This window comes from Bradyrhizobium sp. CIR18 (assembly GCF_014198295.1).
In the GTDB taxonomy this organism is placed as follows: Bacteria; Pseudomonadota; Alphaproteobacteria; order Rhizobiales; family Xanthobacteraceae; genus Bradyrhizobium.
Genome location: NZ_JACIHF010000014.1, coordinates 179,094 through 204,473, shown reverse-complemented (window position 1 = coordinate 204,473; position 25,380 = coordinate 179,094). Strand labels below are relative to the sequence as shown.

Here is a 25,380-nt window from a genome sequence, read left to right as displayed (position 1 = left end):
AGACGCGTTTCCGGCCGCCTTGGTAGCGTCACCGGCGCAGCCTGAAAACACAATAATTGCCGCGCCCGGCTGGCCTACCAAGCCGGAACTGCGCATCAACCGAGGTAACCATGTCCTACCGCTCCTCCTGGATGACCGAAGAGCTCGACGTCTTTCGCGACCAGTTCCGGAAATACCTCGCCAAGGACCTGGCGCCGCATGCCGAAAAATGGCGCGAGCAGAAGATGGTCGACCGCTTCGCCTGGCGCGGCCTCGGCGAGATGGGCGCGCTGCTGGCGAGCGTCCCGGAGGAATATGGCGGCCTGGGCGCCACCTTCGCCTATGACGCGGCGGTGCTGGACGATCTCGAAAGCACGGTGCCGGAGATGACGACCGGCGTCTCCGTGCACAGCGCCATCGTCGCGCATTACATCCTCAATTACGGCTCGGAGGAGCAGAAGAAGCGCTGGCTGCCGAAGATGGCCTCGGGCGAGATGGTCGGCGCCATCGCCATGACGGAGCCCGGCACTGGTTCGGACCTGCAGGCCGTCAAGACCACGGCGAAGAAGCAGGGCAATTCCTACGTCATCAACGGCCAGAAGACGTTCATCACCAACGGCCAGGCCGCCGATCTCGTCATCGTGGTCGCGCGCACCGGCGACGCCGGCGCCAAGGGCATCTCGCTGATCGTGGTCGAGACCGCAGGCGCGGACGGCTATAAGCGCGGGCGCAACCTCGACAAGATCGGCCTGCATGCCTCCGACACCTCGGAACTGTTCTTCGACAACGTCACCGTGCCGCCCGAGAATTTGCTCGGCAAGGAGGAAGGCCAGGGTTTTGTCCAGCTGATGCAGCAATTGCCGCAGGAGCGCCTTGCGCTCGCGGTCGGCGCCGTCGCCTCGATGGAGCGCGCGGTCAAGCTCACCACCGACTACACCAAGGAGCGGAAAGCGTTCGGCAAGCCCCTGATGGATTTCCAGAACACCGCCTTCAAGCTCGCCGAGCGCAAGACCGAAGCCATGATAGCGCGCGTCTTCGTCGACTGGTGCATCGAGCGCCTGGTCGCCGGGGATCTCGACACCGTCACGGCGTCGATGGCGAAATACTGGTGCTCGGAGAAGCAGGTCGAGACCGCCGACGAATGCCTCCAGCTGTTCGGCGGCTACGGCTACATGCAGGAATACCCGATCTCGCGCATCTTCATCGATTCCCGCATCCAGAAGATCTATGGCGGCACCAACGAGATCATGAAGCTGCTGATCGCGAGGTCGTTGTAGGTATCCCGGCAACTCCGAGCAGAATGAGCAAGAGCAACGATAAGTCGTCATGCCCGGCCTGGTCCCAGGCATCAACGTTCTTCTTGCACGCGCGATGCTCAATCGGATGCCACCAGCAGCCGCCCAATGGCGCCTCGCTCCGGGCGACCTGCGGCCGCGATCGGGTGCTCGACCAGGCCATGACAGCTGGGCTGCTCTCAGACTAAGTCGGTGCGGCCCTCTGCGAACGTCTGGGGCCCAATCGCGCTTGCATCTCAAGGTTACTTTTCATAAAATTGCTCGCGAATATCAATTCTTTATTCCAAACAGCATTTTTTCGATGAGCTGATCATTAACACCAAAGGATTTCATCCATGGCTACTGCAAGTGATCTAGAGATTTCAACCTTCAAACAATGCGGTCCATTGATAAAGTTTGCCGCCCAAACGATAACGGACAACGAAAAGAAAAAAGCCCTGGCCGAAGTTATAACGACTGTTCAAGAAAGTCTGGATGCACACTCAGCTAACGGTTGGACGCCGGCAATAGCTTCAAAGTTCTGGATCAGCTTCAATTCGCTTTGTTCGCTCATAAGTCCGGTCAACACCGATACGCTCATTACGAGCACGGACCAAATCCCATCCAGATTCTGGCTTGCGCCGGCGGGGGCGATGACGACCGCCCCACAGCGCGCTGCATTTTGGTACATGTCGCTTCTGTTCGTGTTGTTGATCGTTTCGGCAACGCTAATGTTTCTCACGTCAAATACCACAACCATAAACGACGACGTGAAAAACCTGGTGAAGGCGACAGATCCGATAGCAGACGATATCGTGAAGCAGATTTCAATTTTGAGGGATAAAGGTCTCACCAAAGACGACGACTTTGTTGCTCCTGGAAAAGCGGAACTGCAGAAGGATGCCGAGTACCGAAATGCTGCTGGAAAACTAGCGAGTGCACTGCCGACATTGTATGCCAACGCAGATACACTTTATGCGAAAACCGATTCAGTCGTTTACCTAAACTGGAAGCGTTTTCCCACTTGCGAAAGAGACAAGGAATTCTCGAAATCGTCATTCTGTTACGAAAAAGGTGATGGCGGCATTCCGACAAGACTGGACGTCGTGCAAGATACGGTCGACAACTATCGATTATTGTCGCGTCGCGCCCAACCCATAACTCAGCGCGCGCAAGATGTTGGAAGCATGATCAGGGCAACCATCTTGCCCATTTTATTGGGATTGACTGGCTCCTGTGCCTACGTTGTCCGGATGCTATCAGAGCAGATTAGAAGCAGCTCATATTCTAGCACGTCCGGAATTCGCAATTTAGTCCGCGTAACACTAGGAGCTCTAGCAGGCGTCGCCATCGGCTTCGGCGGTGTCTTGTCGCAGAGTTCGGTGTCTGCCTTTGCTCTGTCGTTTCTCGCCGGGTACGCCATCGAACCCGTATTCGCAACGTTCGACAGCATTGCGAATAAGCTCAAATAGCGCGTTCCGGGGCATCGAAGAACACGGTCGGTCGCGCTTCCGTCTTGGCAAGCTCGTCGCGCCGAATGGCGCGACGGCAGCAGCGAGGTACGCTCCCGATTCCCCACGTGTAGCGCTCAGTTCGGATGCCACCAGCGGCTGCCGATGACGACGCCTTCGGAGACGATCTTGCGGTCGCCGATCAAATGCTCGCCGACGACGTCCTCGTAGTCGAACTGGCCCTGCCTGACCGCAACAAGCGTGGCGTCGCCGACGCAGCCGGGCTTGAGGCTGCCGAGCTCGGGGCGGCGCAATGCCATCGCCGCATTCACCGTCGAGGCTGCGATCACGTCGGATAGCTCCATGCCCATGCACAGAAACTTCGACATCGTCGTGACCTGGTCGAAGGCGGGGCCGTCGATGCAGAGCTGGTGGATGTCGGAGGAGATGGTATCCGGATAGAAGCCGTTCGCGAGCATCGCGCGCGCGGTCTTGAACGCGAACGAGCCCTTGCCGTGGCCGATGTCGAACAGCACGCCGCGCTCGCGCGCGTCCAGCACCGCCTTCTTCACCGTGCCTTGCGCCGTTGCCGGCGTGTTCGGGAACGGGCGGAACGCATGGGTCAGCACGTCCCCGGGACGGAGGCGTGCCAGCACCTCCTCATAGCTCGGCGGCGGATGGTCGATATGCGCCATCAGCGGCATGCCGACCTCGTTGGCAACCTCGAGCGCGATGTCGAGCGGTACCGCCCCCGACGTGCCCGAGGAGTGCAGGCCGACACGCACCTTGATGCCGACGATGAGGTCGCGGTTGGCATCGGCCACCTTGGCCGCCTCGATCGGGTTCATCAGCCGCAACTCTTCGCTTTCACCGACCATGATCCGGTGCGAGAAGCCGAAGATGCCGGCATGCGACACGTGCAAATATGCGAGGATGCGGACCTGGCTCGGCTCGATCACATGCTTGCGGAAGCCGGCGAAATTGCCAGGTCCGGCGCTGCCGGTGTCGACCGCGGTAGTGACGCCGGAAAGGCGGCAGAATTCCTCGGCATCGATGCCGAGCGAGGTGCCGCCCCAATAGACATGGGTGTGGAGATCGATCAGCCCCGGCGTCACGATGTATTTCGAAGCGTCGCGCACATCCGTGCCCGGATCCGCCTTGAGCCCGGTCCCGACCGCCGCCACCTTGCCACCGGCAAAGGCGACGTCCATCACGGCATCGAGCTTCTGGGAGGGGTCGATCACTCGGCCCCCGCGCAGGATCAAGTCGAAAGTCATTTTTGTCTCCGGACGTGGCATGGCGGGCGCGGGCCAAGCCGCTTCCTGCCTCTTTCAATGGCCTATAGCAAATCTTGCACCAATCGAGCAAAGCACAGGGACAATCGAGAACGGGGCCGGCGCTCGCCGGTCAACCGTGCCTGCGCCACGCCCTGAAATCGTCCTCGACGAATGCGGCGGCGGCCTTTGCAGCGGCATGGAGCCAATCATTGTCGCGCTTGCTCAGATCTGCAGCGATCCTCTCCGATGCACCCTTGGCGGCATGAATGGCGCCGATGTCGAAGCCCATGACGTTGAGCAGATCGAGCTCCAGGCTCATGTTCGCGTGATCCCCGAGATTGATCTTGCGGGAGTCGGGCGCAAGGCGCCGGATCACGAAGCCGCTCCGACGTTCGAGCGCGAGGTGTGGATCGGGAGCTCGATACGGAGCTTTGGCGAGGTCAAGGAAGCGCAGCTTGCCCTGCTGGTCGTGCGCCCAATCCCAGGCCGACGGCACCAGCGCCTTGGCTTCCCTGACGATCTGGCCGCCGCACCAGTCGGCGATGACGAGAAAACGGGGCCGGCCCAGGCTGCCGACACCTGCCACGCGCGTCGCGAAGCGACCGGATGAGGCGCCGGGTGGTAGTTTCTTGCGGAGGGCTGCGGCAACAGGGGACGGTGGCTTCGCCCGCGGGTAGTTCTTCACGTCGTCCCAGAACTCCTGACGTTCCTCGTCGGTGCATGCCACATAAGCGCGCATCCAACTCGCCTGCTCATCCAGCAGCGAGGGCAGCGGCTTCTTGAGACCCTTCTTGTAACCATCGAGAATCGCCATGGCGGCGTCGCCATTGCCGACATGGGTCATGGCCCTCGCCTTCTTTTTCCTGGCCTTTGGCGCCAGCCGCGCGCTCGTCGCCAGGCGTACGAGATCGAAGGGATAGGCGATGCTCGCGGCCTCGTCGAAATCGTTGACGCCCCAGACGAGACGTCCCTCCGCGTCGCGCCAGGTGCCGAAATTCTCGATATGAGTGTCGCCCACGGACGGCACCCGCGGCGCGTCCTTCAACTCCGGGCAGAGCGCTTCGATACACCTGGCCCAGCGGAAGAAAGTTGCACGAAGGAAGACGAACGGGTCATCTTTCATCTTCTTGTGCTTTTCGTCGAGGTCGGGCTCGACGACAGTGCATTGGGAACGCAGCCAGCGCTCGAACGCCTTGTTGTCGTCCAGAAATGAACGCGGCTCGATCCCGCCGCTTCTGTTTGACGTTTGCTTGATCACGGCCAGAGCTTCCTGAAGCGAGTGATGATGAGCGAGCCCTGTGGAAATGATTGCTGCGAGCTGCTGCGCAGGGCGTCCAGATCTTCAATTACAAAGCGAGCAGGATAGCCCCGCCGCTACCCTTCCGCTAGCCGGGACGACATGACCTCGCCATCGTCAGCGGCGGGATGACGGGCGAACACGAGGGCGAAGCCGAAGGATTGGGGAAGGCGCACGCAAGCCCCCTGGGGGCGGCCCGCAATCACGTCAAGTATCTGAGATATTGGCGATCCCGGGAAGACTCGAACTTCCGACCTACGGTTTAGGAAACCGTCGCTCTATCCGGCTGAGCTACGGGACCGCGGAACCCGTGGGTACGGGTTCGATCCCGTCATAGCAGAGCAAAATGCGGTTCGCCAGCCGTCAGGCGGGCCAGACCATCGTCAACCTGAACGGGGCGGCTATACAATCGCTGCCGGGCCCCCCTCAGCGGAGCAGCTCACATGATCGAAAGCATCAGCGCCATCACGCTCGGCACGCATGACATGGAGCTCGCCGTGCACTTCTACCGATCGCTGGGGTTCGAGCTCCTGTATGGTGGCGAAGCCGCCGCATTCACGAGCTTCCGCGCCGGCAGCGGCTATCTCAATCTGACTGCGCAACCGGAAGACAAGCGCTGGTCCTGGTGGGGCCGCGTCATCTTCTACGTGGCCGATGTCGACGAGACCTACGCACAGGCGCGCGCTGCCGGGTGGCAGCCGTCGACCACGCCGCGCGATGCGGAATGGGGTGAGCGCTACTTCCATCTCACCGACCCCGACGGCCATGAGCTCAGTTTCGCACGGCCGTTGTCCTGACCGAATAAGTCGCATCTGCTGACGTTCCAACGCGCAAGTAGCGCTGTCTCAGCCGCCGTGGCAAGCTCAGCGCGGTTTCCTCAAGTTCTAACCAGGGAGGACGACCATGGTAACCTATGTTGTGCTGTCGAACTTCACGGATCAGGGAGTCCGCAACGTCAAGGACTCGCCGAAGCGGGCAGACGCCTTCAAGGAGATGGCCAAAACGTTCGGCGTGACTGTGAAAGAGATCGTCTGGACGCAGGGCCGATATGACGTTGTGACCGTTCTCGAGGCTCCAGATGAGGCTGCCGCGATGTCGCTCAGCCTGAGTCTCAGCGCACTCGGCAACGTCCGCACCGAAACGCTGCGCGCGTTTTCGGCAGCGGATATGACAAAGATCGTCGGCAAGATGCTCTGACGCTCAGGCCCGCGCGAGCGCACCGGACCCGGGATGGCAATCCCGGGCAGAGGCCTCTCACGCCCTGATATTGTTGTCCTTCACGACCTTGCCCCAAGTGGCGACCTGCTTGTCGAAGAAGGTCTTGAAGGCGGCGCCGTCCTGGAGCAGCAGCGTCATGTGCTGGGTGTCCTTGAGCTGGGCGGCGGTCGCGGGCTCGCTCAGTATCTCCTTGGACGCCGCCGCGAAGGCTGCGACGATATCGGGCGGCGTGCCTGCGGGCGCGAAGATGCCCCACCAGGCCAGCGTCTCGAAATCGGGAAAGCCCGCCTCGATCGCGGTCTGCGTATCCCCCAAGGCCGGCAGCCGCTCGCGGCCGAGCTGCAGGATCGGACGCAGCATGTTGGTGCCAAGCTGGGCGGCGACCAGCGCGGCCGATCCCGCGATGAGATCGACATGGCCGCCGAGCACGTCGTTCATGGCCGGCCCGCCGCCGCGATAGGGCACGTGCATGATCTCGACCCCGGCCTTGCTGCCGAGCACGGTCATGGCGAGATGGCCGAGCGTGCCGATGCCGACGGACGCATATTTCACCGCGCCCGGAGTCGCCTTGCAGGCGGCCACCACATCGGCAAAGCTCTTGTAGGGGCGGCCGGCGCCGGCGGCGATCACATAGGGCGCAGTGCCGATCAGCAGCACCGGCATCAGCTCGCGCTCGACGTCGACCGGCGGCTTGTCGAGGATCGACGGAATCACAGCATGGGAATCGAACGTCACCAGGAACGAGGTGCCGTCCGCCGGGCTCTTGGCGACTTGCGCCGCGCCGAGCGCGCCCGCGGCGCCCGACTTGTTCTCGACTACGACGATGCGACTGAGCTTGGTTTGCAGGCTGGCCTGCAGCAGCCGCGCCATCGCATCGGTCGAGCCGCCCGGCGGAAACGGCACCACCAGCGTGATCTTGCCGGCCTGCGCCATCGCCGGCGTCAATGCGAGAATGGCTGGTGCAGCCAGCAGCGTGCGTCGTGTGATCGTCATGGTCCCCTCCCTTTTTGGTTTCAGCGCCCGGCTTTTGCTCTTTGGCGCTACAGCATGATCCGGAAAAGTGTGCAGCGGTTTTCCGATAAGATCATGCTCAAGAAAATACCCTAAGCGCGAAGCGCTTAAGTCGTCCCGAAGCCCGACCCCGCTTTCTTGTATTCTGGCCGAGGCGGACTGAAGATGTCCAGCACCCGGGCCCCATTGGGGCCGGCGCGCATGGTGTGCGGCACATTGCCCGGGGTGCGCCAGAAATCGCCCTTCGTCACGGCAATTTCCTCATCGCCCTGGACGCGGATGGCGGAGCCATCGAGCAGCACGCCCCATTGCTCCTCGGGATGATGGTGCAGCGTGCCCTGCGCATGCGGCGCCAATGTCACCACCGACAGCATCGCCTGCTCGCCGGAGAAGATGCGCGTGGTCACCCCCGCCGCGAGCTCGCGGAACAGCCCGTCGCTGGGATCATTGATATTGTGGAATTCTTCCTTCTGACTCACGTCATTCTCCCTTCGTTTCATCTTGCTGCCGACTGACGTACGGCGGCCACGAGCCGGTCTTTGAACTCGCCCCTTAAGGTCACAAACAAGCTCGACCATTTCCGGCTCTTGAACTCGCAGCCGCCTCGTGGACAATATTCTTCGTCGTGATAGTCCCCGAAAACGACGCCAAGCAAAGTCATTCGACGGCCCCACTGGCGAAAGAGGGCGCTTCCTGATGCCCCGAACTCGAACTCGCAGTTCGTTTCAAATGTCTGCCAATCCCTCACGTCGCGGATTTGGCACTCCTGGATCGTCTTGTTGAACGGCCCGTCCTTGTCCCTCTTTCCTGTGGCTTCGATATCATAACCGACAACTGCCAGAACACGCTCCAGCTCCACGAGAGTTTCGGGCTGCTCATATATTTCGTACGGCGTCACATCTGCGGGAAATCTAAGTCTTGCGACGGCCCAATCGACGCTGCCCTGCCTCGGTGCAGCATCGACGCAGGTGCCCATCCATAGAGCTGCCGACAAGGGAATGATCCGCTTCTCCGCTCCCAAATAGTATTCGAATATGCACTTCTCTGGTGACGTATGAGGCTTGCAAGCGTCCCGAAACGCGTGAGCCACCGTCGTGATCACGTCGCGCGCTCCGGTGACTTGAGCGCTGCTGGCTCCGCCGGGACATCGCAAGACACCACTTGCCGCGAAGCGCTTTCCCACCTCACCTCGGGACAGCCCCGTTACCTTTGCATAGGTCGCCTCCGTCATCCGCCGTTCCGCATCCGTCAAAGCGACAGTGCCGATCGCCGGCGTGGGATGAGTGTTGGTCGCCTCGCGCATTTTCGCCGAGCTGACCTCGTCGCTTCCGGACATCCACAGAAGGAGGAAGCTGGGCAGGACGATCGCGTAATTCCTCATCATGTAAAGTAGCCTCAGCATCAAAAAGCATGAGAGAACTTTGGCCGAAACAAAGGTCGTGAACACTTTCGAAAATAGCAAATGGCTGACGTCGGCTTTCGATCAGTTCAGCCATTGCCTTGACTTAAGCCCGCCTGATCAAGTCTTGCCATAAGAGCCCTGATAACGGCCCTCGCGGATCGCCTTCAGGGTCTCTTCCTCGCGCGCGACCTGGGCGCGCACGGCTTCGAGCAGCGCTGCTGCTCCCGCGGCGGGAAACGACACCACGCCGTCCTCGTCGCCAACCACGATGTCGCCGGGCGCAATCACGCTGCCGCCGATCGTGACAGGCACGTTGATCTCGCCGGGACCGTTCTTGTAAGGACCGCGGTGGATCACCGCACGGGCGTAGCAGGGGAAGTCGTCGGCCGCGAAGGCCGCGACATCGCGGATCGCACCGTCGATCACATAGCCTTCCGCTTTGCGCCATTGCGCGATGTTCTTCATGATCTCGCCGACCAGCGCGCGCGTCTCGTCACCACCGCCATCGACCACGATGACGTCGCCGGGGCCGACCAACTCGAGCGCGCGGTGGATGGCGAGATTGTCGCCGGGGCGCGTGCGCACAGTGAAGGCAGTGCCCACCAGCTTAGCCCCGCGATGATAGGGCTTTAGCCCGACCGCGCCGGGCAGCCGGGCGAGATTGTCTGAGATGACCGAGGTCGGCGCACCGCGAAAACCCTCGATGATCTCGGCCGGCGGTTTCGGCACGCTGTTGGCTGCGATCGTGATGGTCATGTCCAAAAATCCTTCCTTCTTAATCGGCGTGCGCCCGCGCCTTCGCCGGCATGATCCGGAAGGCGCGCCCTTCCTTCATCCACGCCGCGCGCTCGTCGCGCAACAGTGTTCTGCGAACCTTGCCTGAATCATCGCGCGGCGGGGCGCCGACGATCTCGAAGCTTTCCGGATGCTTGTAGCGGCTGAGCCTGTCCTTCAAGAACTGCGCCATGCCGTCGGCGATCGCCTGGCCGTCGGCATCGCCCTCCGGCTCGATGATGGCGTGCACGCGCTGGCCCAATTCCGGATCGGGCAGTCCCACCACGACGCAGGATCGCACGCCGGGAGACTCGGAGACGGCAGCCTCGACCTCGGCCGGATAGATGTTGGCGCCGCCGCGCAGCACCATGTCGGCGAGGCGGTCGCCGAGATAGAGATAGCCTTCCGCATCCAGCCTGCCGATATCACCGAGTGATTCCCAACCATCGCTGCGGCGCTTCGGCTCGGCGCCGAGATAATGATAGGTGGCGTCCCTGCCGTCATTGTTGAGGAAATAGATCTCGCCGGTCTCGCCGGGCGCGACGTCGTTGCCGTCCTCGCCGATAATGCGTAAGCGCGCCATCTCGCCGATCTTGCCCACCGAGCCCTTGTGCGTCAGCCATTCCGTGCCGGAGATGATGCATGAGCCTTGCCGCTCGGTGCCGCCATAGAGCTCCCAGATCCGCTCGGGGCCGAGCCAGGCGATCCAGTTCTCCTTCAGCCAGGGCGGCATCGGCGCCGCCATGTGGAAGACGGTCTGAAGGCTCGACAGATCGTAGGCGTTGCGCACCTGCTCCGGCAGCGCCCAGATCCGGTGCATCATGGTCGGCACGAAATTGACCCATTGCACGCGCTCGCGTTCGATCTGCCGCAATGTCTCCTCGGCGTCGAACTTGACGAGACCGGTGAGCTGGCCGCCAGTGAACAGGGCGTAGTGCGACACGATGAACGGCGCATTGTGGTAGAGCGGCCCCGGATTGAGCAGCGAGACCCCGAAGGGGATGTTGAGCGGCGGCGCGGCGTCCGTGTCGGTCACGGCCGGCTGATGATCGAGGATCACTTTCGGCCGGCCGGTCGAGCCGCCCGAGGTCATGGCTTTCCAGTAGCGCGCCACCGGCAGCGTCAGCGCCTGGTCCGAAAATCCCTCCGGTACGAAATCCGCAGGCAGGCGGTTCGGCGCGTTCCAGTCAGCCTCGCCGCCGACCACCAGCGCCGGCTTGAGGATGTCGAGCACCGCGGCGGCCTCGCCGCGCGGCAGCCGCCATGACAGCGAGGTCGGCGTCGCACCGCACTTCCACACCGCAAAGGAGGTCTCGAAAAACGCATTGCCGTTGGGCAATCCGATCGCGACGAAGTCGCCGGGCTTGACGCCTTTGGCCATGAACGCCCGCGCGCGCCGGTTGGCGCCGCGCTCGAGCTCGTCCCATGTCAGCGTGTCCTGCCCGTGACGGATTGCAATCGTGCCATGTGGTTTGCGTTCAGCGTACCAGCGCGGCACGTCAGACAGGGGCAGCAGCATCGGGCGTTTCCATTTCGTTTCTTGGGGTCTTTCTTGGCGCCGCCTCAGGTGAGGCGCTCGCAAGGCGAAGTGTAGCAGCCCGCCGGGGCGGCGCTGTGACCCACGCGCCACGTCAAGCACAAAATGTCAGCATCCCAGCCATGAAATTCCCGGGTTCCATGGGTGACAAGCCGGCGATAAAGAGGCAAAAATCTGGCTCGACTCAGTTCGGGTTGAGTTTTGCAAGGAATGCTCTCGTAGAATGTCGTCCGTGATAGCATTGCGTCGTGCGGCGCTGGTTCTTGTTGCCGCGGCAGGATTTTTCCTGCTGATGCACGCGCATGCCCAGGCGCAATGGTGGAAACGCGCGCCGGTCGATTTCGAGGAATGCGCCGACGCGGCCGAGAAGGCTGCGACCAAGTCCGAGAAGACATCCGCGCTTGCCGATTGCAACGCCAAGTTCGCCGGCCGCCGCAAGGCAGGCGGGGGCTATTCCTATTACGACTTCCTGCAGGATCGCACCTTCGACATCGCCGGCCCCAATCCGACGCCGGAGGAGCAAAAGAAGATCGACGCAGCTTACACGGCCTATCTCGCCAAAGAGCGCCGCAGCAACGAAGCGGCCGAGGCCGCCGCCCGTCAACAGCGCGAGCAGCAGGAACTGCAGGCGCGGCAACTCCAGCAGGTCGCGCTGCGAACCGACGTCGCGCGCGTGCCCGTCCCGGTCGAGCGGCCAAAGGTGCAGCAGACCGTCGGTCAGCGCCCGAAGGGCGCGTGCACCAAAGGCTCATTCTCCTGCGAATGGCCGCGGCTGTCGGAGAGCTTGAACGATTTGAAAAAGCTGTTCAATCCGACCCCGAGCAAGCCGGCGAAGAAGGGTTAAGCTCCTCGCACTGACTTGTAGGATGGGCAAAGGCGCGCAAGCGCCGTGCCCACCACCCTGGCAAGACAAAGAAAGTTGGTGGGCACGCTCCGCTTTGCCCACCCTACGACAGCGGGGTGTGGAACGTCAGTTCGGTTGCTTCTTCTTGCCGCGCTTCGATTTGACCGTTGGCGCATCCACCGGCGCAGTCGTCGGCGAGCTGCCCAACTGCGACCTGCTCTCCTGCAACCGCCTATCATAGCCGGGCGAGTTCACGACCGTCGGCGGTCTCGCAAGAGCGAGCGTCGATGCGCCGCAAAGCGCGGCAAGCGCGAGCCCGATCATCAAGCTACGTTTCATCGGTCCCTCCTTGCACTCAAACCACCGCGCGAATCTGCTGCGGCGTCAGCCGCGGCGGACCGTTGCCGGCGGCTTCGGCCTCCTTGATCAGCGCAACAATACGGCGCATCAGCGGCACCTCGACATGGTTTTGCTCGGCGAGCGCGATGACGGCACCCTGGAGATAGTCGATCTCGGTCTTGCGTCCCTGTTTCAAATCCTGCCACATCGAGGAGCGCGCCTCGGGATCGATCTTCATGGTCCGTCCCAGGATCGCATTGAAGATCATGTCGGGCAGCCGTAGCAAGGCCGGCGTCCAGTTCATCGGGATCGGCGTCGCCGAGAGCGGCGCGATGCCGGCGGCCTTCAGCGCGGCCAGCCCTTCGGCCATCTGGTCGGCGAACAGCCTGCGCCAGTCGCGGTTTGCCAGTTGCGCGGCGAGGGGCATGTCGGACAATGCGCTGAGCGCGTTGTTCAGATTGATGATCAGCTTGCCCCATTGCACGCCGGTGATGTCGCGGCTCGCGCGCATGGCGAGGCCGGATACCGACAATGCCGCGGCCGTGTTCCCAGCGTCCTCTCCGACATGGATGTCGCCGGAGGTCGAGCGGTGGAAACGGCCCTCGCCCATCGCGATCACGTTGAACGGCACCATGCCCGCGAGCACGCGGCGGCCACCGAGACGCTCGCGCAGCACCGCGATATTGCCGATGCCGTTCTGCAGCGAAACGATGACGGCATCCTCAGGCGCATGCTGCGCGATCTGATCCGCGACGTCGGCGGTGTCGGCGCTCTTCACCGTGACCAGCACGATGCCGGCGCTGTGGAAGATCGCGGGGTCCTCGGACAGCGCGAGCTGCCCTGCGCCGAGCTTCGTCTCCGAGCCGTCGAAATCCGTCAATCGCAGGCCGAACCGCTCGATCTCGGTCTTCACCCGCGGCCGCACCAGCAGCGCGACACGGCGGCCACTGGCGGCCAGCATGCCGCCGACGAAACAGCCGATGGCGCCCGCGCCGGCCACCACGATCGGTCGATCCGTCATCACCTCGCCTTGCTCCCTGAACGATCGCCCCTCGATAGCAGAGGCGTGGCCGGCTGCCCATCGCTGCGCAGCCGCCTTGTAACCGTCATGAGAGCCCCATATGTTTTCGGCCCAGGGGCAGTCAGCGGCGAGCGCTCGCCGAACGACACGCCAAAGGAGAGCACCATGGGTCTACTCGACGTCCTCAACGGCATGCAGAACGGCCCGCGCGGCCCCTCTACACCCAGCTCCGAGAAATCCTCCGGCGGCATGTCGCCGATGACCATGGCGCTGCTCGGCCTGCTTGCCTGGAAGGCGTTCAAGCACATGACGGCAAACCAGTCCGGTACGGCGCCGCAGCCGTCGCCGACGCCGGCCCCTCCGCCGGTGAACGCGAACACCGCGGACAGCGGCGGTCTTGGCGGTCTCGGAGGCCTGCTCAAAGGCGGCCTCGGCGGCCTGCTTGCAGGCGGCGCGGCCGGCACCGTGCTCAGCGGCGGCCTCGGCGATCTCCTCAACCAGCTTCAGCAGGGCGGCCACGGCGACGCTGCGAACTCCTGGGTCGGCAAGGGTCAGAACAAGCCGATCGCGCCGGGCGATCTTGCGAGCGCACTCGGCGCCGACCAGATCGACAGCCTGTCCGCCCAAAGCGGCCTGTCGCGCGACGAGTTGCTCAACGGCCTCAGCCAGTATCTGCCGCAGGTGGTCGACCATTTGACCCCGGACGGACGGCTGCCGACCGAGAACGAGATCTCGGGCAGACTTTAATCGGACGTTGATCGACGCGCTTTCGGGAAGGGGAGCACACTCATGAGCATGGGCGGCCTGTTGTGGATCATCGTCGTCGGCTTCGTCGCCGGCCTCATCGCGCGCTGGCTGGCGCCGGGACCGAACAACCCGAGCGGCTTCATCCTCACCACCATCCTCGGCATCGCCGGCGCGTTTCTCGCGACCTTCATCGGCCAGGCGATCGGCCATTACAGCCCAGACCAGGGCGCCGGCTTTATCATGGCCACACTCGGCGCGGTGGTGGTGCTGTTCATCTGGCACCGGCTGGTCGCGAGCGGTGTGATCAAGGGGTAGTCACTGTCGCGTTGTGGCGCGACCTATAAGCGCGCGCCGATCCGGGGCCCATAACCACAGGGAGTGGTTTGGCAAGACACGGAGTGACCGGAGTCGCGCCAAACTTCTCCCTGTGGCTATGGATCCCCGCGCCCCGTGCGCAATTGCGCACTAGGCGGGGATGACACCGGAGATTGGAACGCGATCTCACGTCATCAGATGCATCCCCGCATCCATGCGCACGACCTCGCCGGTCATGTTGCTGGAGGCCGGCATCGCCAGGAAGCAGACGAGCTGCGCGATGTCCTCGGCTGATGATGCGACCTTGAGCGGCACCTTCGCCACCACGCTGTCGCGCACCTGCTTGGCGCCGGCTTCGCCGCGGCCCTTGGTGAACCAGGGCGTGTCGATATAGCCGGGGCAGACGGTGTTGACGCGGATCAGCGGCGCCAGCGCGCGCGACAGCGACAGCGTCATGGTGTTGAGCGCGCCCTTGCTCGCGGCGTAGGCGATCGACGAGCCGACGCCGCTGATGCCGGCGACCGAGGACACGTTGACCACGGCGGAGGGCCGCTCCGAGGCCTTTGCGCCGGCTTCGAGCAGGCTGCGCGCGGCACGCACCATCTGGAACGGGCCGATGGTGTTGACGCCATACACGCGCTGGAAATCTTCAGCCGACAATCCGTCGAGATCGGCATGGGCGACATGCTTGGTGGTGCCGGCATTGTTGACGAGGATGTCGAGCCGGCCCCAGGCGCTGGCCGCCGCAACGATCTTGCGGCAATCGTCGTCCTTTGAAACGTCGCCCTGCGCAACCAGGACTTCCGGAGAGCCCGCCTTGCGGCAGACGTCCGCGGTGGCCTCGGCTTCTTTCTGGCTAGAGGAATAGTTGATGACGAGCCGCGCCCCGCTTCGCGCGAGGATTTCCGCGGTTGCTGCGCCAAGTCCGGATGCGGACCCCGTCACGATTGCGCACAGACTGTCTTTGGCCATCCGGATTTCCTTCCCCTGGTTCTGATGCGAGCCTTAAGTCGCTGGCCTTGTTTAGCGAGTTTGCGGCGCCCTGCAAATCAAGCAAACTCCGCTAAGCGGAATTAGCCTCCTATTGGTCCTTGCCCCATGCCCGCGCCGCAGGTTGACCTGCGATCAACGCTTGTCAGGGCCATGGCTTTTTCGGATCATCGGGCGCAAGAAGACCTGCGCGGTTCGCTCCACCAGGCGGGCCGCGCCAACGGCAAAACACGGGGAACGCTGTGGCGGAGAGTGACAACATCGTCGTCGAGACTGCGGAGAAGATCTTCGCCGATCTCGCCGATCCGCAAACCATCAACAACGACAAGAAGGATGCCTGGCAGGCGCCGCTGTGGCGGGCGCTGAGCGAAGCCGGCCTGCCATTGTCCTGGGTGCCCGACGATCTCGGCGGCTCCGGCGCGAGCCTTGCCGACGGCTTTGCGCTTCTGAACGCCGCCGGCCGTTTCGCCGTCGCGGTTCCGCTGGCCGAGACCATGCTGGCGGGCTGGCTGCTGGCGCAAGCGAAGATCGCATCGCCCGAGGGCGAGATGACGGTGCTGCCGGCATCGCCGAAGGACCGCATCACCCTCGATGCCGATGGCTCGCTTTCCGGCCGCGCCCGCGGCGTGCCCTTTGCGAAAGCGGCAAAGCATTTTGCGGTGCTGGCGCACGGCAAGGATGGCGTCTCGATCGCGCTGGTCGATGCCGGCAAGGTCCGGATCGAGTCCGGCCTCAATGTCGGCTACGACCACAGCGACACCGTGACGCTCGACAAGGTCCAGCCCGTCACGCGCAAGGCCGCGCCGAAGGGCTTTGACCAGACCACGATGATGCTGATGGGCGGCGTTGCCCGCAGCCTGCAGATCGCGGGTGCGCTGGAATCGATGCTCGACATCTCCGTGCGCTATTCCAACGAACGCGTCGCCTTCGAGAAGAAGATCTCGAAATTCCAGGCCGTGCAGCACAATCTCGCCCGCCTCGCCGGCGAATCCGCCGCGGCTCTTGCCGCCGCAACCTCGGCCGCCGACGCCATCGCGAATGCGTCGCGTTTCGACGACGAGGTCTATCTCGAAGCCGCCTCGGCAAAGATCCGCTGCGCGGAAGCCGCGGAAAAGGGCGGCGCCATCGCACATCAGGTGCACGGCGCGATCGGCTTCACCCTCGAGCACATCCTGCACCGCTATTCGCTGCGGGCGCTGGCCTGGCGCGACGATTTCGGCTCGGAGAGCCACTGGGCCGTCGAGCTTGGCAAGCTGGTCGCAAACCGCGGCGCCGACGAATTGTGGCCGCTCGTGGCGTCGCGCTGATCAGGGAGAGAAACACATGACCGCTGCCCTCCGTTTCGATCCGATCCGCCTGCCCGAGAAGTGCGAGCAATTGCGTAAGGAAGTGCGCGCCTTCCTCGCCGAAGAGATCGCCGCCGGCACCTTCGATCCGCACAAGCCCAATCGCGAGGACACCGACGCGCCGGAATTTTCCCGCCGGGTCGGCGCCAAGGGCTGGCTCGGGATGACCTGGCCGAAAAAATATGGCGGCCAGGAGCGCTCCTTCCTCGAACGCTACGTGGTGACCGAGGAGATGCGCGTCGCGAATGCGCCCACGCGGCGCTTCTTCGTCGCCGACCGCCAGAGCGGACCGGTGCTGCTGAAATACGCGCCCGAGCACATCAAGATGGAGATCCTGCCGCGGATCTGTCGCGGCGAAATCTGCTTTGCGATCGGCATGAGCGAGCCGAATTCGGGCTCCGACCTGTTCGCGGCAAAGACGCGCGCGACCAAGACCGACGGCGGCTATCTGATCAACGGCACCAAGATCTGGACCTCGTCGGCCCACATCGCCGACTACATGATCGCGATCTTCCGGACGTCACAGCCGACCAAGGAAAACCGCCGCCACGGCCTGACGCAATTCCTGGTCAAGATGAAGCAGCCGGGCATCAAGGTGAACCCGATCGGCCAGATCACCGGCCAGTACGAGTTCAACGAGGTCGTCTTCACCGACTTCTTCGTGCCTGACGATCACGTGCTCGGCGAGGTCGACGGCGCCTGGAAGCAGGCGACGAGCGAACTCGCCTATGAGCGTTCGGGCCCCGAGCGTTTCCTCGAAACCTATTACGTGCTGACCGAGCTGGTCCGCGCAGTCGGTCCGAACCCCGACACGCGCAGCGCCGAAGGCATCGGGCGCCTGGTGGCGCAGCTCCATACCATGCGGCGCATGTCGGTCTCGGTCGCCGGCATGCTGCAGGCCGGCAAGGAGCCTGTGGTCGAGGCCTCCATCGTCAAGGATATCGGCACGGTGTGGGAGCAGCAGCTTCCGCATCGCGTCCGCGACCTTGCTGCCTTCGTCGAGGAGACCGCGACCAACCGCGAGACCTTGGAGCGACAGCTCGACTTCGCCATCAAGACCGCACCGAAACTCACCATCCAGGGCGGCACCACCGAGGTGCTGCGCGGCATCATCGCCCGCGGATTGGGCCTGCGCTAAATCATTCGAGGATCATCATGACCACCTACAAAGACATCGGCGTCGAGAAAGTCGGACATGTCGGCACCATCGAGATCCGCCGCCCGCCGCTGAACTTCTTCGACATCTCGCTGATCAACCAGATCGCGGATGCGCTCGACGAATTCGACCGCGACATCGAGATCCGCAGCTCGGTGCTCTCGGCGCAGGGCAAGGCGTTCTGCGCCGGCGCGAACTTTGGCGACCCGGCGCGGCAGGCGCAGGAGGCGCGCGAGGCCGAGAAGAAGGGCGACCCCGCCGACAATCTCGGGCCGATCAACCATCTCTACATCCAGGCCGTGCGCATCTTCCGCGCCAAGAAGCCGATCGTCGCCGCCGTGCAGGGCGCCGCCATCGGCGGCGGATTGGGTCTCGCGGTGTCGGCGGACTTCCGCGTCACCTGCCCCGAAGCGCGCTTCTCAGCCAACTTCACCAAGCTCGGCTTCCATCCCGGCTTCGGCCTGACGACGACTCTTCCTGAGCTGATCGGCAAGAACAACGCCGAGCTGATGTTCTACACCAGCCGCCGCGTCACCGGCGAAGAAGCCGTGAAGTGGGGCCTCGCCAACGAGCTGGTGCCGCAGGATCAGGTCAAGGCGGCCGCGATGAAGCTCGCCGGCGAGATCGCCGAATGCTCCCCGCTCGGCCTGCTCTCCACCCGCGCCACGATGCGCAATGGCCTCGCCGACCGCGTCATGGCCGCGACCAACCACGAGCTCGCCGAGCAGACCCGGCTGCGCGCGACGGAGGATTTCAAAGAAGGCGTGAAGGCCACGGAAGAACGGCGCGCGGCGAATTTTAGGGGGAGGTGATCACGGCGGCGCTAGCCGTATCACTCCACCGCGACCACAACTTCCCCTGTCATCCCCGCGAACGCGGGGATCCATAACTACAGGGAGAAGTTGTGGCGCAGCTGGTCACTCCGCGTCTTCGCCAAACTCCTCCCTGTGGTTATGGGTCCCGGGTTCGCTTCGCGCCCCGGGACGACAGTGGTGTTTGTGGCCTCGCTACTTCCTCCCCACCACCAGCGCATCGACGATCGTCACGCCCTGCCCCTCGGGGTGCACCAGCACCGGATTGAGCTCGATCTCGGCGATCTCCTTTGCATGCCGCGCGGCGAGCACTGAAACGTCGGCGATCAACCGCGACAAAGCCGCAACATCCGCCTTCACCGCTCCACGAAACCCATTGAGGAGCGGCGCAGCCTTCAAGCCCGCCAGCATCGCACCCGCTTCCTCCGCACTCACCGGCGCCGGGCGATAGACGACATCGCGGAACAGCTCGGTGGTGATACCGCCGAGTCCCACCATCACCATGGGACCGAACGTCTCGTCGGTCATCGTACCCACGATGATCTCGACGCCCTTCTTCGCCATCGGGCCGACCAGCACGCCTTGGATATCCGCCTCCGGCCGGTGCCGGCGCGCATTGTCCAGCAGCGCCTCGAATGCCAGAAACACCTCGCCCTTGGTCGTGATGTTGACGCGCACGCCGCCAACTTCGCTCTTATGGGCGATATCAGGCGACTGGATCTTCATGGCCAGCGGAAAGCCGACGCGGGTGACGGCTTCGTCGAGCTCGCTCTTGTCTCTCACCAGCACCTCATCCGGCAACGCAATGCCGGCGGTGCGGAGCAACGACTTGCTGTCGGCCTCGGACAGAACCGGCGATTTCAGATGCGCAGAAAGATCGCGCGCCGGCAGCCGCGCTGTGTCCGCAGGTAGCGGCAGCTTGAAACTGGCGTAGTCGACCAGCCGACGCATCGCGACGCCGACATGGGTGAGGCCCGAGAGCACGACGACGCCGGATTTGGCGAGCTCGCGGCGGGCGAAGTCGGACGGCACCGTATAGGAATAGAACACCACCGGCTTGCGTTGCGCCGACAGCACCGGCGTCAGCTCCTCCTCCTTGAAGGGCTTGCGCACCTCGCTCGACAGCGACAGCACCACCAGGATTGCATCGACCTCGTCCGAGGCAGTGAGCACATCGACGCTCTTCTGCAAGCCGCCAGAGGTGACGCCTTGCGCCGTGACATCGATCGGGTTCCGCGCCGTGCCATAGGACGGCATCAGCGACTTGATCCCCGCCTGGACCTTTTCGGACAGCTCCGGCACCTGCAAGCCTTGCAGCGCCACCGCATCGGCGCCCCAGATGCCGGCACCGCCCGAAACGGTGACGACGGCAACGCGATCGCCCTTCGGCAGCGGATTGTTGGCAAGCACCGCCGCGATCGTCAGCGCTTCGTCCAGATCGTTGGAGACGATGAAGCCGTATTTCGCGAACACCGCGTCATAGGCCGCCGACCAGCCGGCCATGCTCGCGGTATGCGAGGCAGCCGCGCGCTGGCCTGCGCCGGAGCGGCCGACTTTTGTCACGATCACCGGCTTTTTCATCTCCGCAGCGCGCCGGGCGGCGACGAGAAATTTGTCGACGTCGCGGATGCCCTCGATGAACAGCAGGATCACGTCGGTCGAGGAATCCTGCACCATGAAATCCAGGAACTCGCCGGCGCCGAGATCGGATTCATTGCCGGTGCTGACGACATAGCTGACGGCGATTCCGAGGGCCCGCGCGCGATGATAATAGGCGAAGCCGATGCCGCCGCTCTGCGCGACGATGCCGATCCGTTTTTTGCTGGCAACAAGCGGCACCACGCCTGGCTTGACATCGACGGCCGGACTGAATGTCGCCGCCACGCGCTGCACCTGGCTGAAGAAGCCCTCGGCGTTCGGCCCGGATATCCGCATGCCGGCGCGCTTCGCCAGCGCCGCGATCGCGTCCTGCATCGCCGCGCTGTCGCCGCCCTCCTCGGCAAAGCCGGAGGAGATGATCACGGCGTTCCTGACGCCGGCGGCAGCGCATTGCTCGAGCGCGGGAAGCACGGCGCGGGCGGGGATGATGATGACGGCAAGGTCGATCGGCGCGCCGATCTCGCCAATCGATTTGTAGCAGGCGAGCCCGTCGATATCGGCGTAGTTCGGGTTCACCGGGTAGATCGTCCCGGGATATTCGTTCTTGCGCAGCATCGACAACAGCCGCCCCGGGATCTTCTCGTGGTCGCGCGAGGCGCCGATCAGCGCGATGCTGGCGGGCGCGAAGAAGCTGTCGAGCGGATGCGGCATAGGACGAGTCCTTCTTATTGTTGACTGCACCGCATCTCTCACCGTCATCCTGAGGCGCCGGAGCGCAGCGGAGGCCTCGAAGGATGAACGGCCCCACCGTGGCCGTCGCCCTTCGAGGCTCGCCGAAGAGGCGAGCACCTCAGGGTGACGGATAACGGTCGAGGGATCAACTGACGCGGAACGTCACCCCGCCCAGCAAGAATTCATTGTCCGCCACCGCAAGCCCCCTCGCCTTCGCGGCATGCAGCACGCTCGCCCGATCCGCCACCCGAAACTCCAGCGCGCTCATGATCTCGCTGGCGCCTTTCACGAAGCGAAAGGTCGCGTTGGGGAGCCTCAACTCGGCACCTTCAGCCGCAACGCCGATGATCCTCCCCCAATGCTCCGCCAGCCCCTTCGGATCCGGGCTCTGCATCTCCACGCCGGTCAGCGCCTGCGTCACGTCCTTGCGGATGAATTTCTGCCAGTCCGGTCCGGCCGGCGGATATGGCCCCAAAACATCGTCGCTGCCTTCGGTGTGGTTGAACTCGATGAAGGCGGCACGGCAGTCGCGGGGATGGAGCTGGACGCCATGATAGAGCGCGTGGTCGATCACGTTGGCGGTGCGCACGCCAAGCGCATTGGCGTTGCGACCGCGCTCGTCGGGATCATTGCAGCAGAAGATCGCCATATAGCCGCCGCGGCCGCCGGTCTTCTCGATGAAGCGGCCGGCCGTGGTACCGCCCTTGAAGGGTGCGACCACCTCCAGCAAAATCGTGTCGACCGGAAGCAGCGCATTCTCCAGGCCGTATTTTGCGACATTGCCGTCGCGGTAGCACACGGCGAGGCCCATGATCTCCGCGATGTCGGAGATCACGGGCGCGAGCTGCGGCGCGACCAGGCAGATCTGCCGCAACCGCATATAGGGCGCCATGGTCATGCGCCCCTGAAGGTCGGCTTGCGCTTCTCGACGAAGGCCTTTGCGGCCTCCTTGTGATCCTCGGTGTCGCCGCAGCGGGTGTGATGGATCGCCTCGCCGTCGAAGCAGTCCTCCAGCGGCAGATGCTCGGCATTGTTGATGTTGCGCTTGATGAAGCCGAGCGCGATCGACGGCCCTTGCGCCAGCGACAGCGCGACCTCGTGCGCGGCGGCATCGATCTCGGCGTCGGGCACGACCTTGGTCACCATGCCGATTGCATGCGCTTCCTTGGCCGTGAGCACCGGCGACATCAGATAGAGCTCGCGCGCCCGCGCGCTGCCGAGCAGCTGGGTGAGAAAATAGGTGCCGCCGTAATCGCCGGAGAAGCCGACCTTGGCGAAGGCTGTCGTGATCTTGCAGGATTCCGAGGCGATGCGCAGGTCGCAGGACAGCGCCATCGACAGGCCGGCGCCAGCCGCGGCGCCGTCGAGCTGCGCCACCACGGGCTTCGGCATCTGGTGCAGGATGCGCGAGACCTCCATGCCGCGGCGCAGATTCGCAAGCTTCTGCTCGAACGGCAGCGGCGCGCGGCCCGCGGCCATCGACTTGACGTCGCCGCCGACGCAGAACGATCCGCCGGCCCCCTTGAACAGCACCGCGCGCACCTCCGGATCGTCAGCGGCGCGCCGCGCGGCCTCGACCAGCCCGGCCACCATCTCGGGGTTGAGCGCGTTCTTCCGCTCCGGACGGTTCATGGTGATGGTGAGCAGCCCGCCTTCGAGCTTTTGCAGGACCATGTCGTTGCTCATAGGGCGTCTCCCTTGTTGTTTTGCTCCGTCGTTCCGGGGCGCGCGAAGCGCGAACCCGGAATCCATTTGTCGACAATCACTGCGGCCCGATGGATCCCAAGTTCGCGCTTACGCGCGCCCCGGGATGACGCTTCGCGTCACTTCTTCACCAGCGGGCAGCGTGACTGCTCCAGCGACTGGAACGCTTCGCTGCCGGGCACGGTGGCGAGCAGCTTGTAGTCGTCCCAGCGGCCCTTCGACTCCGACGGCTTCTTCACCTCGAACAGGTACATGTCGTGGATCATGCGGCCGTCCTCGCGGATCTTGCCACCCTTGGCGAAGAAGTCGTTGATCGGCGTCTCCTTCATCACCTTCATGACAGTCGCTGCATCGGTCGTGCCGGCCGCCTTCACCGCCTTCAGGTAGTGCGTGACGGAGGAGTAGACGCCGGCCTGCGCCGAGGTCGGCGGCCGCTTCACGCGCTCCTGAAAGCGCTTGGAGAAGGCGCGCGTCTCGTCGTTCATGTCCCAATAGAAGGCTTCCGCCAGCAGCAACCCCTGCGCGGTCTCCAGGCCGATCGAGTCGATATCGGTGACGAAGACGAGCAGCGGCGAGACTTTCTGACCGCCCTTCATGATCCCGAACTCCGCCGCCTGCTTGATGGCGTTGACGGTGTCGCCGCCGGCGTTCGCAAGCCCGATCACCTTGGCCTTCGAAGCCTGCGCCTGAAGCAGGAACGACGAGAAATCCGACGTGTTGAGCGGATGGCGCACGCTGCCTAGCACCTTGCCGCCGGTCTTGGTGACGACGGCACTGGTGTCCTTCTCCAGATCCTGGCCGAAGGCGTAATCGGCGGTGAGGAAGTACCAGCTGTCGAGGCCGGACTTCACGGCCGCAAGGCCGGTCACGTTGGCCTGGCCGTAGGTGTCGAACACGTAGTGGATGGTATAGGGACCGCAGGCCTCGTTGGTGAGACGGATTGAACCCGGACCGTTGAAGATGATGATCTTGTTGCGCGCTTTCGCGATCTCGCCTGCCGCAAGCGCGGTCGCGGAGGCCGCGACGTCGTAGATCATCTCGACGCCCTGGTTGTCGAGCATGTCGCGGGCGATGTTGGCGGAGAGATCGGCCTTGTTTTGATGATCGGCCGCCAGCACCTGGATCTTGCGCCCCAGCACCTCGCCGCCGAAATCCTCCACCGCCATCTTGGCTGCGGTCTCGCTGCCGGGTCCGGTGATGTCGGCATAGAGGCTCGACATGTCGAGGATGCCGCCGATCTTGAGAGGTGGCTTGTCCTGGGCCTGCGCGGCGGCGCTCGCACTGAGGGCAAACGCGGCGGCAAAAATGCCCGACAAAATTGTCTTCATGGAAAACGATCTCCCTTATCGCGCCGTACTCTGATGGCGGCTTGGTTATTGCTCTTGGCGAAAGCTGTTGCCGCAATCATGCCGCATGCGCAAGAGCGCAGCAAGCGCGAGAGCGCCATGCGAGTCTTGCGGTGGCGGCATGTTTTCCGCAAAGCGGAATGGTGAGATGCGGAAACATGTTTCCACGTCATTGCGAGCGTGTGAGATGACATCAAAGCCCGCACTCGCTGCCGTAGGGTGGGCAAAGGCGCGCTCTTCGCGCCGTGCCCACGGCCTGCGCGATCGGCAAAGACGTGGGCACGCTTCGCTTTGCCCACCCTACGAGAGCCTTCGCGGTTCGCCACGTTTGCGTTACAACTCGAACACAACGCAACCTCTCCGGGTCACGTGACGCGACTGTTTCACCTCATCGTCGCATTCCTTCTCCTCGCGAGTCGCACCGCGCTCGCGACGCCGTGCCAGTTCGAGTCGCAAGGCGAAGGCCGCGTCGCCGCGATCGTCGATGCGCGCAGCGTTCGTCTCGACGATGGCCGCGAGATCCGCCTCGCAGGCATCGAGACGACGGCGACGACGAAGCAGGCGCTGGCCTCGCTGCTCGCGAGCCGCGACGTGACACTCCGCGGCAACGACGACACGCCCGACCGCTACGGCCGCCAGGGCGCGCTGGTCTTCATCGGCGAGAGCGACACCTCGGTGCAGGCCATGCTGCTCGCCCAGGGCGACGCCCTGGTGTCGGCCGAAATCACGGACAAGGACTGCGCGGCGGCCCTGATGGCGTCGGAAGCAGCGGCACGGCGCCAAAAAAAGGGCAGTTGGGCTGACCCGTCGGCCATAAAAAACGCGGAAAGTCCGGACGATATTTTGGCGGGGATCGGGCGCTTTATGGTGGTCGAGGGCAAAGTCCTGTCGGTCCGGCAAGCTGGGGCAATGACCTACCTCAACTTCGGACGGAACTGGACACGTGGCTTTGCCGTGACTATTTCAAAGCGCACGCTACCGGCGTTCGAAAATGCCGGGATCACCCCTAAGTCATTGGAAAGTAAGCGTATTCGAGTCCGAGGCTGGGTCGAGGGAAGTACGGGGCCGCGCATCGATGTGCGTCTCTTGGGACAGGTTGAATTGCTGGGCGCAAACGAGCCTACTGGGGTAAGGCCTTAACGGCCGGGCACGGGTTAATCGAAGTGAATGGGGTGCTAGAACGGCACGGACTGGGCGATTGCCGCCGCC

General features: G+C 63.8%; 25 protein-coding genes and 1 tRNA gene. 11 read left to right on the top strand and 15 right to left on the bottom strand.

Going from position 1 to position 25,380, the window contains the following annotated elements; all coding sequences use genetic code 11:
- The first annotated feature begins 110 nt into the window (after positions 1 to 110).
- Entirely contained in the window at positions 111 to 1,256 is a 1,146-nt protein-coding gene (locus GGD65_RS32125; RefSeq protein WP_018316447.1) for an acyl-CoA dehydrogenase family protein, read from the top strand.
- Positions 1,257 to 1,609: 353 nt separating this feature from the next.
- The gene (locus GGD65_RS32120) at positions 1,610 to 2,725 is read left to right on the top strand and encodes a hypothetical protein (RefSeq protein WP_183237867.1); all 1,116 of its coding nucleotides are present in this window, start codon (positions 1,610 to 1,612) and stop codon (positions 2,723 to 2,725) included.
- 116 nt (positions 2,726 to 2,841) lie between these two features.
- Here the strand turns inward: GGD65_RS32120 and GGD65_RS32115 are convergent, their stop codons facing one another.
- The 3 genes from GGD65_RS32115 to GGD65_RS32105 form a co-directional block, all read right to left on the bottom strand.
- Positions 2,842 to 3,981 carry an amidohydrolase/deacetylase family metallohydrolase gene (locus GGD65_RS32115; protein ID WP_183237866.1) on the bottom strand — a complete coding sequence of 380 codons (1,140 nt, stop codon included), beginning with the start codon at positions 3,979 to 3,981 and terminating at the stop codon, positions 2,842 to 2,844.
- A 130-nt stretch (positions 3,982 to 4,111) separates the two neighbouring features.
- Positions 4,112 to 5,239 (bottom strand): DUF2252 family protein, encoded by a 1,128-nt coding sequence (locus tag GGD65_RS32110; protein WP_183237865.1) that lies wholly within the window; start codon positions 5,237 to 5,239, stop codon positions 4,112 to 4,114.
- 263 nt (positions 5,240 to 5,502) lie between these two features.
- A tRNA-Arg gene (locus GGD65_RS32105) sits at positions 5,503 to 5,579 on the bottom strand.
- Positions 5,580 to 5,721: 142 nt separating this feature from the next.
- On the opposite strand from GGD65_RS32105, the gene GGD65_RS32100 reads away from it, so the two are divergent.
- Both GGD65_RS32100 and GGD65_RS32095 read left to right on the top strand, forming a co-directional pair.
- Entirely contained in the window at positions 5,722 to 6,075 is a 354-nt protein-coding gene (locus tag GGD65_RS32100; protein WP_183237864.1) for a VOC family protein, read from the top strand.
- A 106-nt stretch (positions 6,076 to 6,181) separates the two neighbouring features.
- Positions 6,182 to 6,475, top strand: coding sequence for a GYD domain-containing protein (locus tag GGD65_RS32095; protein ID WP_018316453.1), 294 nt, complete (start codon positions 6,182 to 6,184; stop codon positions 6,473 to 6,475).
- A gap of 57 nt (positions 6,476 to 6,532) precedes the next feature.
- On the opposite strand, the gene GGD65_RS32090 is transcribed toward GGD65_RS32095, so the two are convergent.
- The 5 genes from GGD65_RS32090 to GGD65_RS32070 all read right to left on the bottom strand — a co-directional run bounded on the left by GGD65_RS32090 (position 6,533) and on the right by GGD65_RS32070 (position 11,202).
- A complete protein-coding gene (locus GGD65_RS32090) occupies positions 6,533 to 7,489 on the bottom strand; it encodes a tripartite tricarboxylate transporter substrate-binding protein (RefSeq protein WP_183237863.1) in 957 nt (318 codons plus the stop codon).
- A 125-nt stretch (positions 7,490 to 7,614) separates the two neighbouring features.
- Complete coding sequence (locus tag GGD65_RS32085; protein WP_183237862.1) at positions 7,615 to 7,986, bottom strand: dimethylsulfonioproprionate lyase family protein; 372 nt, start codon at positions 7,984 to 7,986, stop codon at positions 7,615 to 7,617.
- 17 nt (positions 7,987 to 8,003) lie between these two features.
- On the bottom strand, positions 8,004 to 8,891 hold the full coding sequence (locus GGD65_RS32080; RefSeq protein WP_183237861.1) for a hypothetical protein: 888 nt from the start codon (positions 8,889 to 8,891) through the stop codon (positions 8,004 to 8,006).
- A gap of 135 nt (positions 8,892 to 9,026) precedes the next feature.
- Positions 9,027 to 9,665, bottom strand: a complete 639-nt coding sequence (locus GGD65_RS32075) for an RraA family protein (protein ID WP_092261277.1) — start codon at positions 9,663 to 9,665, stop codon at positions 9,027 to 9,029.
- A gap of 19 nt (positions 9,666 to 9,684) precedes the next feature.
- Positions 9,685 to 11,202, bottom strand: coding sequence for an AMP-binding protein (locus GGD65_RS32070; protein WP_183237860.1), 1,518 nt, complete (start codon positions 11,200 to 11,202; stop codon positions 9,685 to 9,687).
- A 241-nt stretch (positions 11,203 to 11,443) separates the two neighbouring features.
- Between GGD65_RS32070 and GGD65_RS32065 the strand changes: the two genes are divergently transcribed.
- Positions 11,444 to 12,064: a hypothetical protein gene (locus tag GGD65_RS32065; RefSeq protein ID WP_183237859.1), complete on the top strand. Its 621-nt coding sequence runs from the start codon at positions 11,444 to 11,446 to the stop codon at positions 12,062 to 12,064.
- Between the two features lie 126 nt (positions 12,065 to 12,190).
- On the opposite strand, the gene GGD65_RS32060 is transcribed toward GGD65_RS32065, so the two are convergent.
- Together GGD65_RS32060 and GGD65_RS32055 are read right to left on the bottom strand one after the other, a co-directional pair.
- Positions 12,191 to 12,403: a hypothetical protein gene (locus GGD65_RS32060; protein ID WP_018316460.1), complete on the bottom strand. Its 213-nt coding sequence runs from the start codon at positions 12,401 to 12,403 to the stop codon at positions 12,191 to 12,193.
- A gap of 16 nt (positions 12,404 to 12,419) precedes the next feature.
- Positions 12,420 to 13,427 (bottom strand): 2-dehydropantoate 2-reductase, encoded by a 1,008-nt coding sequence (locus GGD65_RS32055; RefSeq protein ID WP_183237858.1) that lies wholly within the window; start codon positions 13,425 to 13,427, stop codon positions 12,420 to 12,422.
- 162 nt (positions 13,428 to 13,589) lie between these two features.
- On the opposite strand from GGD65_RS32055, the gene GGD65_RS32050 reads away from it, so the two are divergent.
- Both GGD65_RS32050 and GGD65_RS32045 read left to right on the top strand, forming a co-directional pair.
- Positions 13,590 to 14,171: a YidB family protein gene (locus tag GGD65_RS32050; protein WP_020508623.1), complete on the top strand. Its 582-nt coding sequence runs from the start codon at positions 13,590 to 13,592 to the stop codon at positions 14,169 to 14,171.
- 42 nt (positions 14,172 to 14,213) lie between these two features.
- Positions 14,214 to 14,486: a GlsB/YeaQ/YmgE family stress response membrane protein gene (locus GGD65_RS32045; RefSeq protein ID WP_018316463.1), complete on the top strand. Its 273-nt coding sequence runs from the start codon at positions 14,214 to 14,216 to the stop codon at positions 14,484 to 14,486.
- A 186-nt stretch (positions 14,487 to 14,672) separates the two neighbouring features.
- Here the strand turns inward: GGD65_RS32045 and GGD65_RS32040 are convergent, their stop codons facing one another.
- The gene (locus GGD65_RS32040; RefSeq protein WP_183237857.1) at positions 14,673 to 15,458 is read right to left on the bottom strand and encodes an SDR family NAD(P)-dependent oxidoreductase; all 786 of its coding nucleotides are present in this window, start codon (positions 15,456 to 15,458) and stop codon (positions 14,673 to 14,675) included.
- A 260-nt stretch (positions 15,459 to 15,718) separates the two neighbouring features.
- Between GGD65_RS32040 and GGD65_RS32035 the strand changes: the two genes are divergently transcribed.
- Genes GGD65_RS32035 through GGD65_RS32025 form a run of 3 tightly spaced genes read left to right on the top strand, consistent with a single transcriptional unit; the run spans position 15,719 to position 18,790 of the window.
- A complete protein-coding gene (locus GGD65_RS32035) occupies positions 15,719 to 16,783 on the top strand; it encodes an acyl-CoA dehydrogenase family protein (RefSeq protein WP_092261283.1) in 1,065 nt (354 codons plus the stop codon).
- A 16-nt stretch (positions 16,784 to 16,799) separates the two neighbouring features.
- Entirely contained in the window at positions 16,800 to 17,960 is a 1,161-nt protein-coding gene (locus GGD65_RS32030; RefSeq protein ID WP_183237856.1) for an acyl-CoA dehydrogenase family protein, read from the top strand.
- 17 nt (positions 17,961 to 17,977) lie between these two features.
- Entirely contained in the window at positions 17,978 to 18,790 is an 813-nt protein-coding gene (locus tag GGD65_RS32025) for an enoyl-CoA hydratase/isomerase family protein (RefSeq protein ID WP_183237855.1), read from the top strand.
- A 195-nt stretch (positions 18,791 to 18,985) separates the two neighbouring features.
- Here the strand turns inward: GGD65_RS32025 and GGD65_RS32020 are convergent, their stop codons facing one another.
- The 4 genes from GGD65_RS32020 to GGD65_RS32005 all read right to left on the bottom strand — a co-directional run bounded on the left by GGD65_RS32020 (position 18,986) and on the right by GGD65_RS32005 (position 24,153).
- On the bottom strand, positions 18,986 to 21,100 hold the full coding sequence (locus GGD65_RS32020) for an acetate--CoA ligase family protein (protein WP_183237854.1): 2,115 nt from the start codon (positions 21,098 to 21,100) through the stop codon (positions 18,986 to 18,988).
- Positions 21,101 to 21,266: 166 nt separating this feature from the next.
- Entirely contained in the window at positions 21,267 to 22,013 is a 747-nt protein-coding gene (locus GGD65_RS32015) for a hypothetical protein (RefSeq protein ID WP_183237853.1), read from the bottom strand.
- Positions 22,014 to 22,015: 2 nt separating this feature from the next.
- Complete coding sequence (locus GGD65_RS32010; RefSeq protein ID WP_179732132.1) at positions 22,016 to 22,807, bottom strand: enoyl-CoA hydratase; 792 nt, start codon at positions 22,805 to 22,807, stop codon at positions 22,016 to 22,018.
- 137 nt (positions 22,808 to 22,944) lie between these two features.
- Positions 22,945 to 24,153, bottom strand: coding sequence for an ABC transporter substrate-binding protein (locus tag GGD65_RS32005; RefSeq protein WP_018316471.1), 1,209 nt, complete (start codon positions 24,151 to 24,153; stop codon positions 22,945 to 22,947).
- A gap of 309 nt (positions 24,154 to 24,462) precedes the next feature.
- On the opposite strand from GGD65_RS32005, the gene GGD65_RS32000 reads away from it, so the two are divergent.
- Positions 24,463 to 25,311: a thermonuclease family protein gene (locus GGD65_RS32000; RefSeq protein WP_183237852.1), complete on the top strand. Its 849-nt coding sequence runs from the start codon at positions 24,463 to 24,465 to the stop codon at positions 25,309 to 25,311.
- The last annotated feature ends 69 nt before the right edge of the window (positions 25,312 to 25,380 follow it).

Bases quoted from the DNA above. Each gene is read 5' to 3' on its own strand.
- GGD65_RS32090 (WP_183237863.1), bottom strand. From the start codon at position 7,489: ATGACGATCACACGACGCACGCTGCTGGCTGCACCAGCCATTCTCGCA.
- GGD65_RS32040 (WP_183237857.1), bottom strand. From the start codon at position 15,458: ATGGCCAAAGACAGTCTGTGCGCAATCGTGACGGGGTCCGCATCCGGA.
- GGD65_RS32080 (WP_183237861.1), bottom strand. From the start codon at position 8,891: ATGATGAGGAATTACGCGATCGTCCTGCCCAGCTTCCTCCTTCTGTGG.
- GGD65_RS32120 (WP_183237867.1), top strand. From the start codon at position 1,610: ATGGCTACTGCAAGTGATCTAGAGATTTCAACCTTCAAACAATGCGGT.
- GGD65_RS32070 (WP_183237860.1), bottom strand. From the start codon at position 11,202: ATGCTGCTGCCCCTGTCTGACGTGCCGCGCTGGTACGCTGAACGCAAA.
- GGD65_RS32025 (WP_183237855.1), top strand. From the start codon at position 17,978: ATGACCACCTACAAAGACATCGGCGTCGAGAAAGTCGGACATGTCGGC.
- GGD65_RS32060 (WP_018316460.1), bottom strand. From the start codon at position 12,403: ATGAAACGTAGCTTGATGATCGGGCTCGCGCTTGCCGCGCTTTGCGGC.
- GGD65_RS32100 (WP_183237864.1), top strand. From the start codon at position 5,722: ATGATCGAAAGCATCAGCGCCATCACGCTCGGCACGCATGACATGGAG.
- GGD65_RS32030 (WP_183237856.1), top strand. From the start codon at position 16,800: ATGACCGCTGCCCTCCGTTTCGATCCGATCCGCCTGCCCGAGAAGTGC.
- GGD65_RS32095 (WP_018316453.1), top strand. From the start codon at position 6,182: ATGGTAACCTATGTTGTGCTGTCGAACTTCACGGATCAGGGAGTCCGC.
- GGD65_RS32010 (WP_179732132.1), bottom strand. From the start codon at position 22,807: ATGAGCAACGACATGGTCCTGCAAAAGCTCGAAGGCGGGCTGCTCACC.
- GGD65_RS32015 (WP_183237853.1), bottom strand. From the start codon at position 22,013: ATGGCGCCCTATATGCGGTTGCGGCAGATCTGCCTGGTCGCGCCGCAG.
- GGD65_RS32005 (WP_018316471.1), bottom strand. From the start codon at position 24,153: ATGAAGACAATTTTGTCGGGCATTTTTGCCGCCGCGTTTGCCCTCAGT.
- GGD65_RS32075 (WP_092261277.1), bottom strand. From the start codon at position 9,665: ATGACCATCACGATCGCAGCCAACAGCGTGCCGAAACCGCCGGCCGAG.
- GGD65_RS32115 (WP_183237866.1), bottom strand. From the start codon at position 3,981: ATGACTTTCGACTTGATCCTGCGCGGGGGCCGAGTGATCGACCCCTCC.
- GGD65_RS32020 (WP_183237854.1), bottom strand. From the start codon at position 21,100: ATGCCGCATCCGCTCGACAGCTTCTTCGCGCCCGCCAGCATCGCGCTG.
- GGD65_RS32125 (WP_018316447.1), top strand. From the start codon at position 111: ATGTCCTACCGCTCCTCCTGGATGACCGAAGAGCTCGACGTCTTTCGC.
- GGD65_RS32065 (WP_183237859.1), top strand. From the start codon at position 11,444: ATGTCGTCCGTGATAGCATTGCGTCGTGCGGCGCTGGTTCTTGTTGCC.
- GGD65_RS32050 (WP_020508623.1), top strand. From the start codon at position 13,590: ATGGGTCTACTCGACGTCCTCAACGGCATGCAGAACGGCCCGCGCGGC.
- GGD65_RS32045 (WP_018316463.1), top strand. From the start codon at position 14,214: ATGAGCATGGGCGGCCTGTTGTGGATCATCGTCGTCGGCTTCGTCGCC.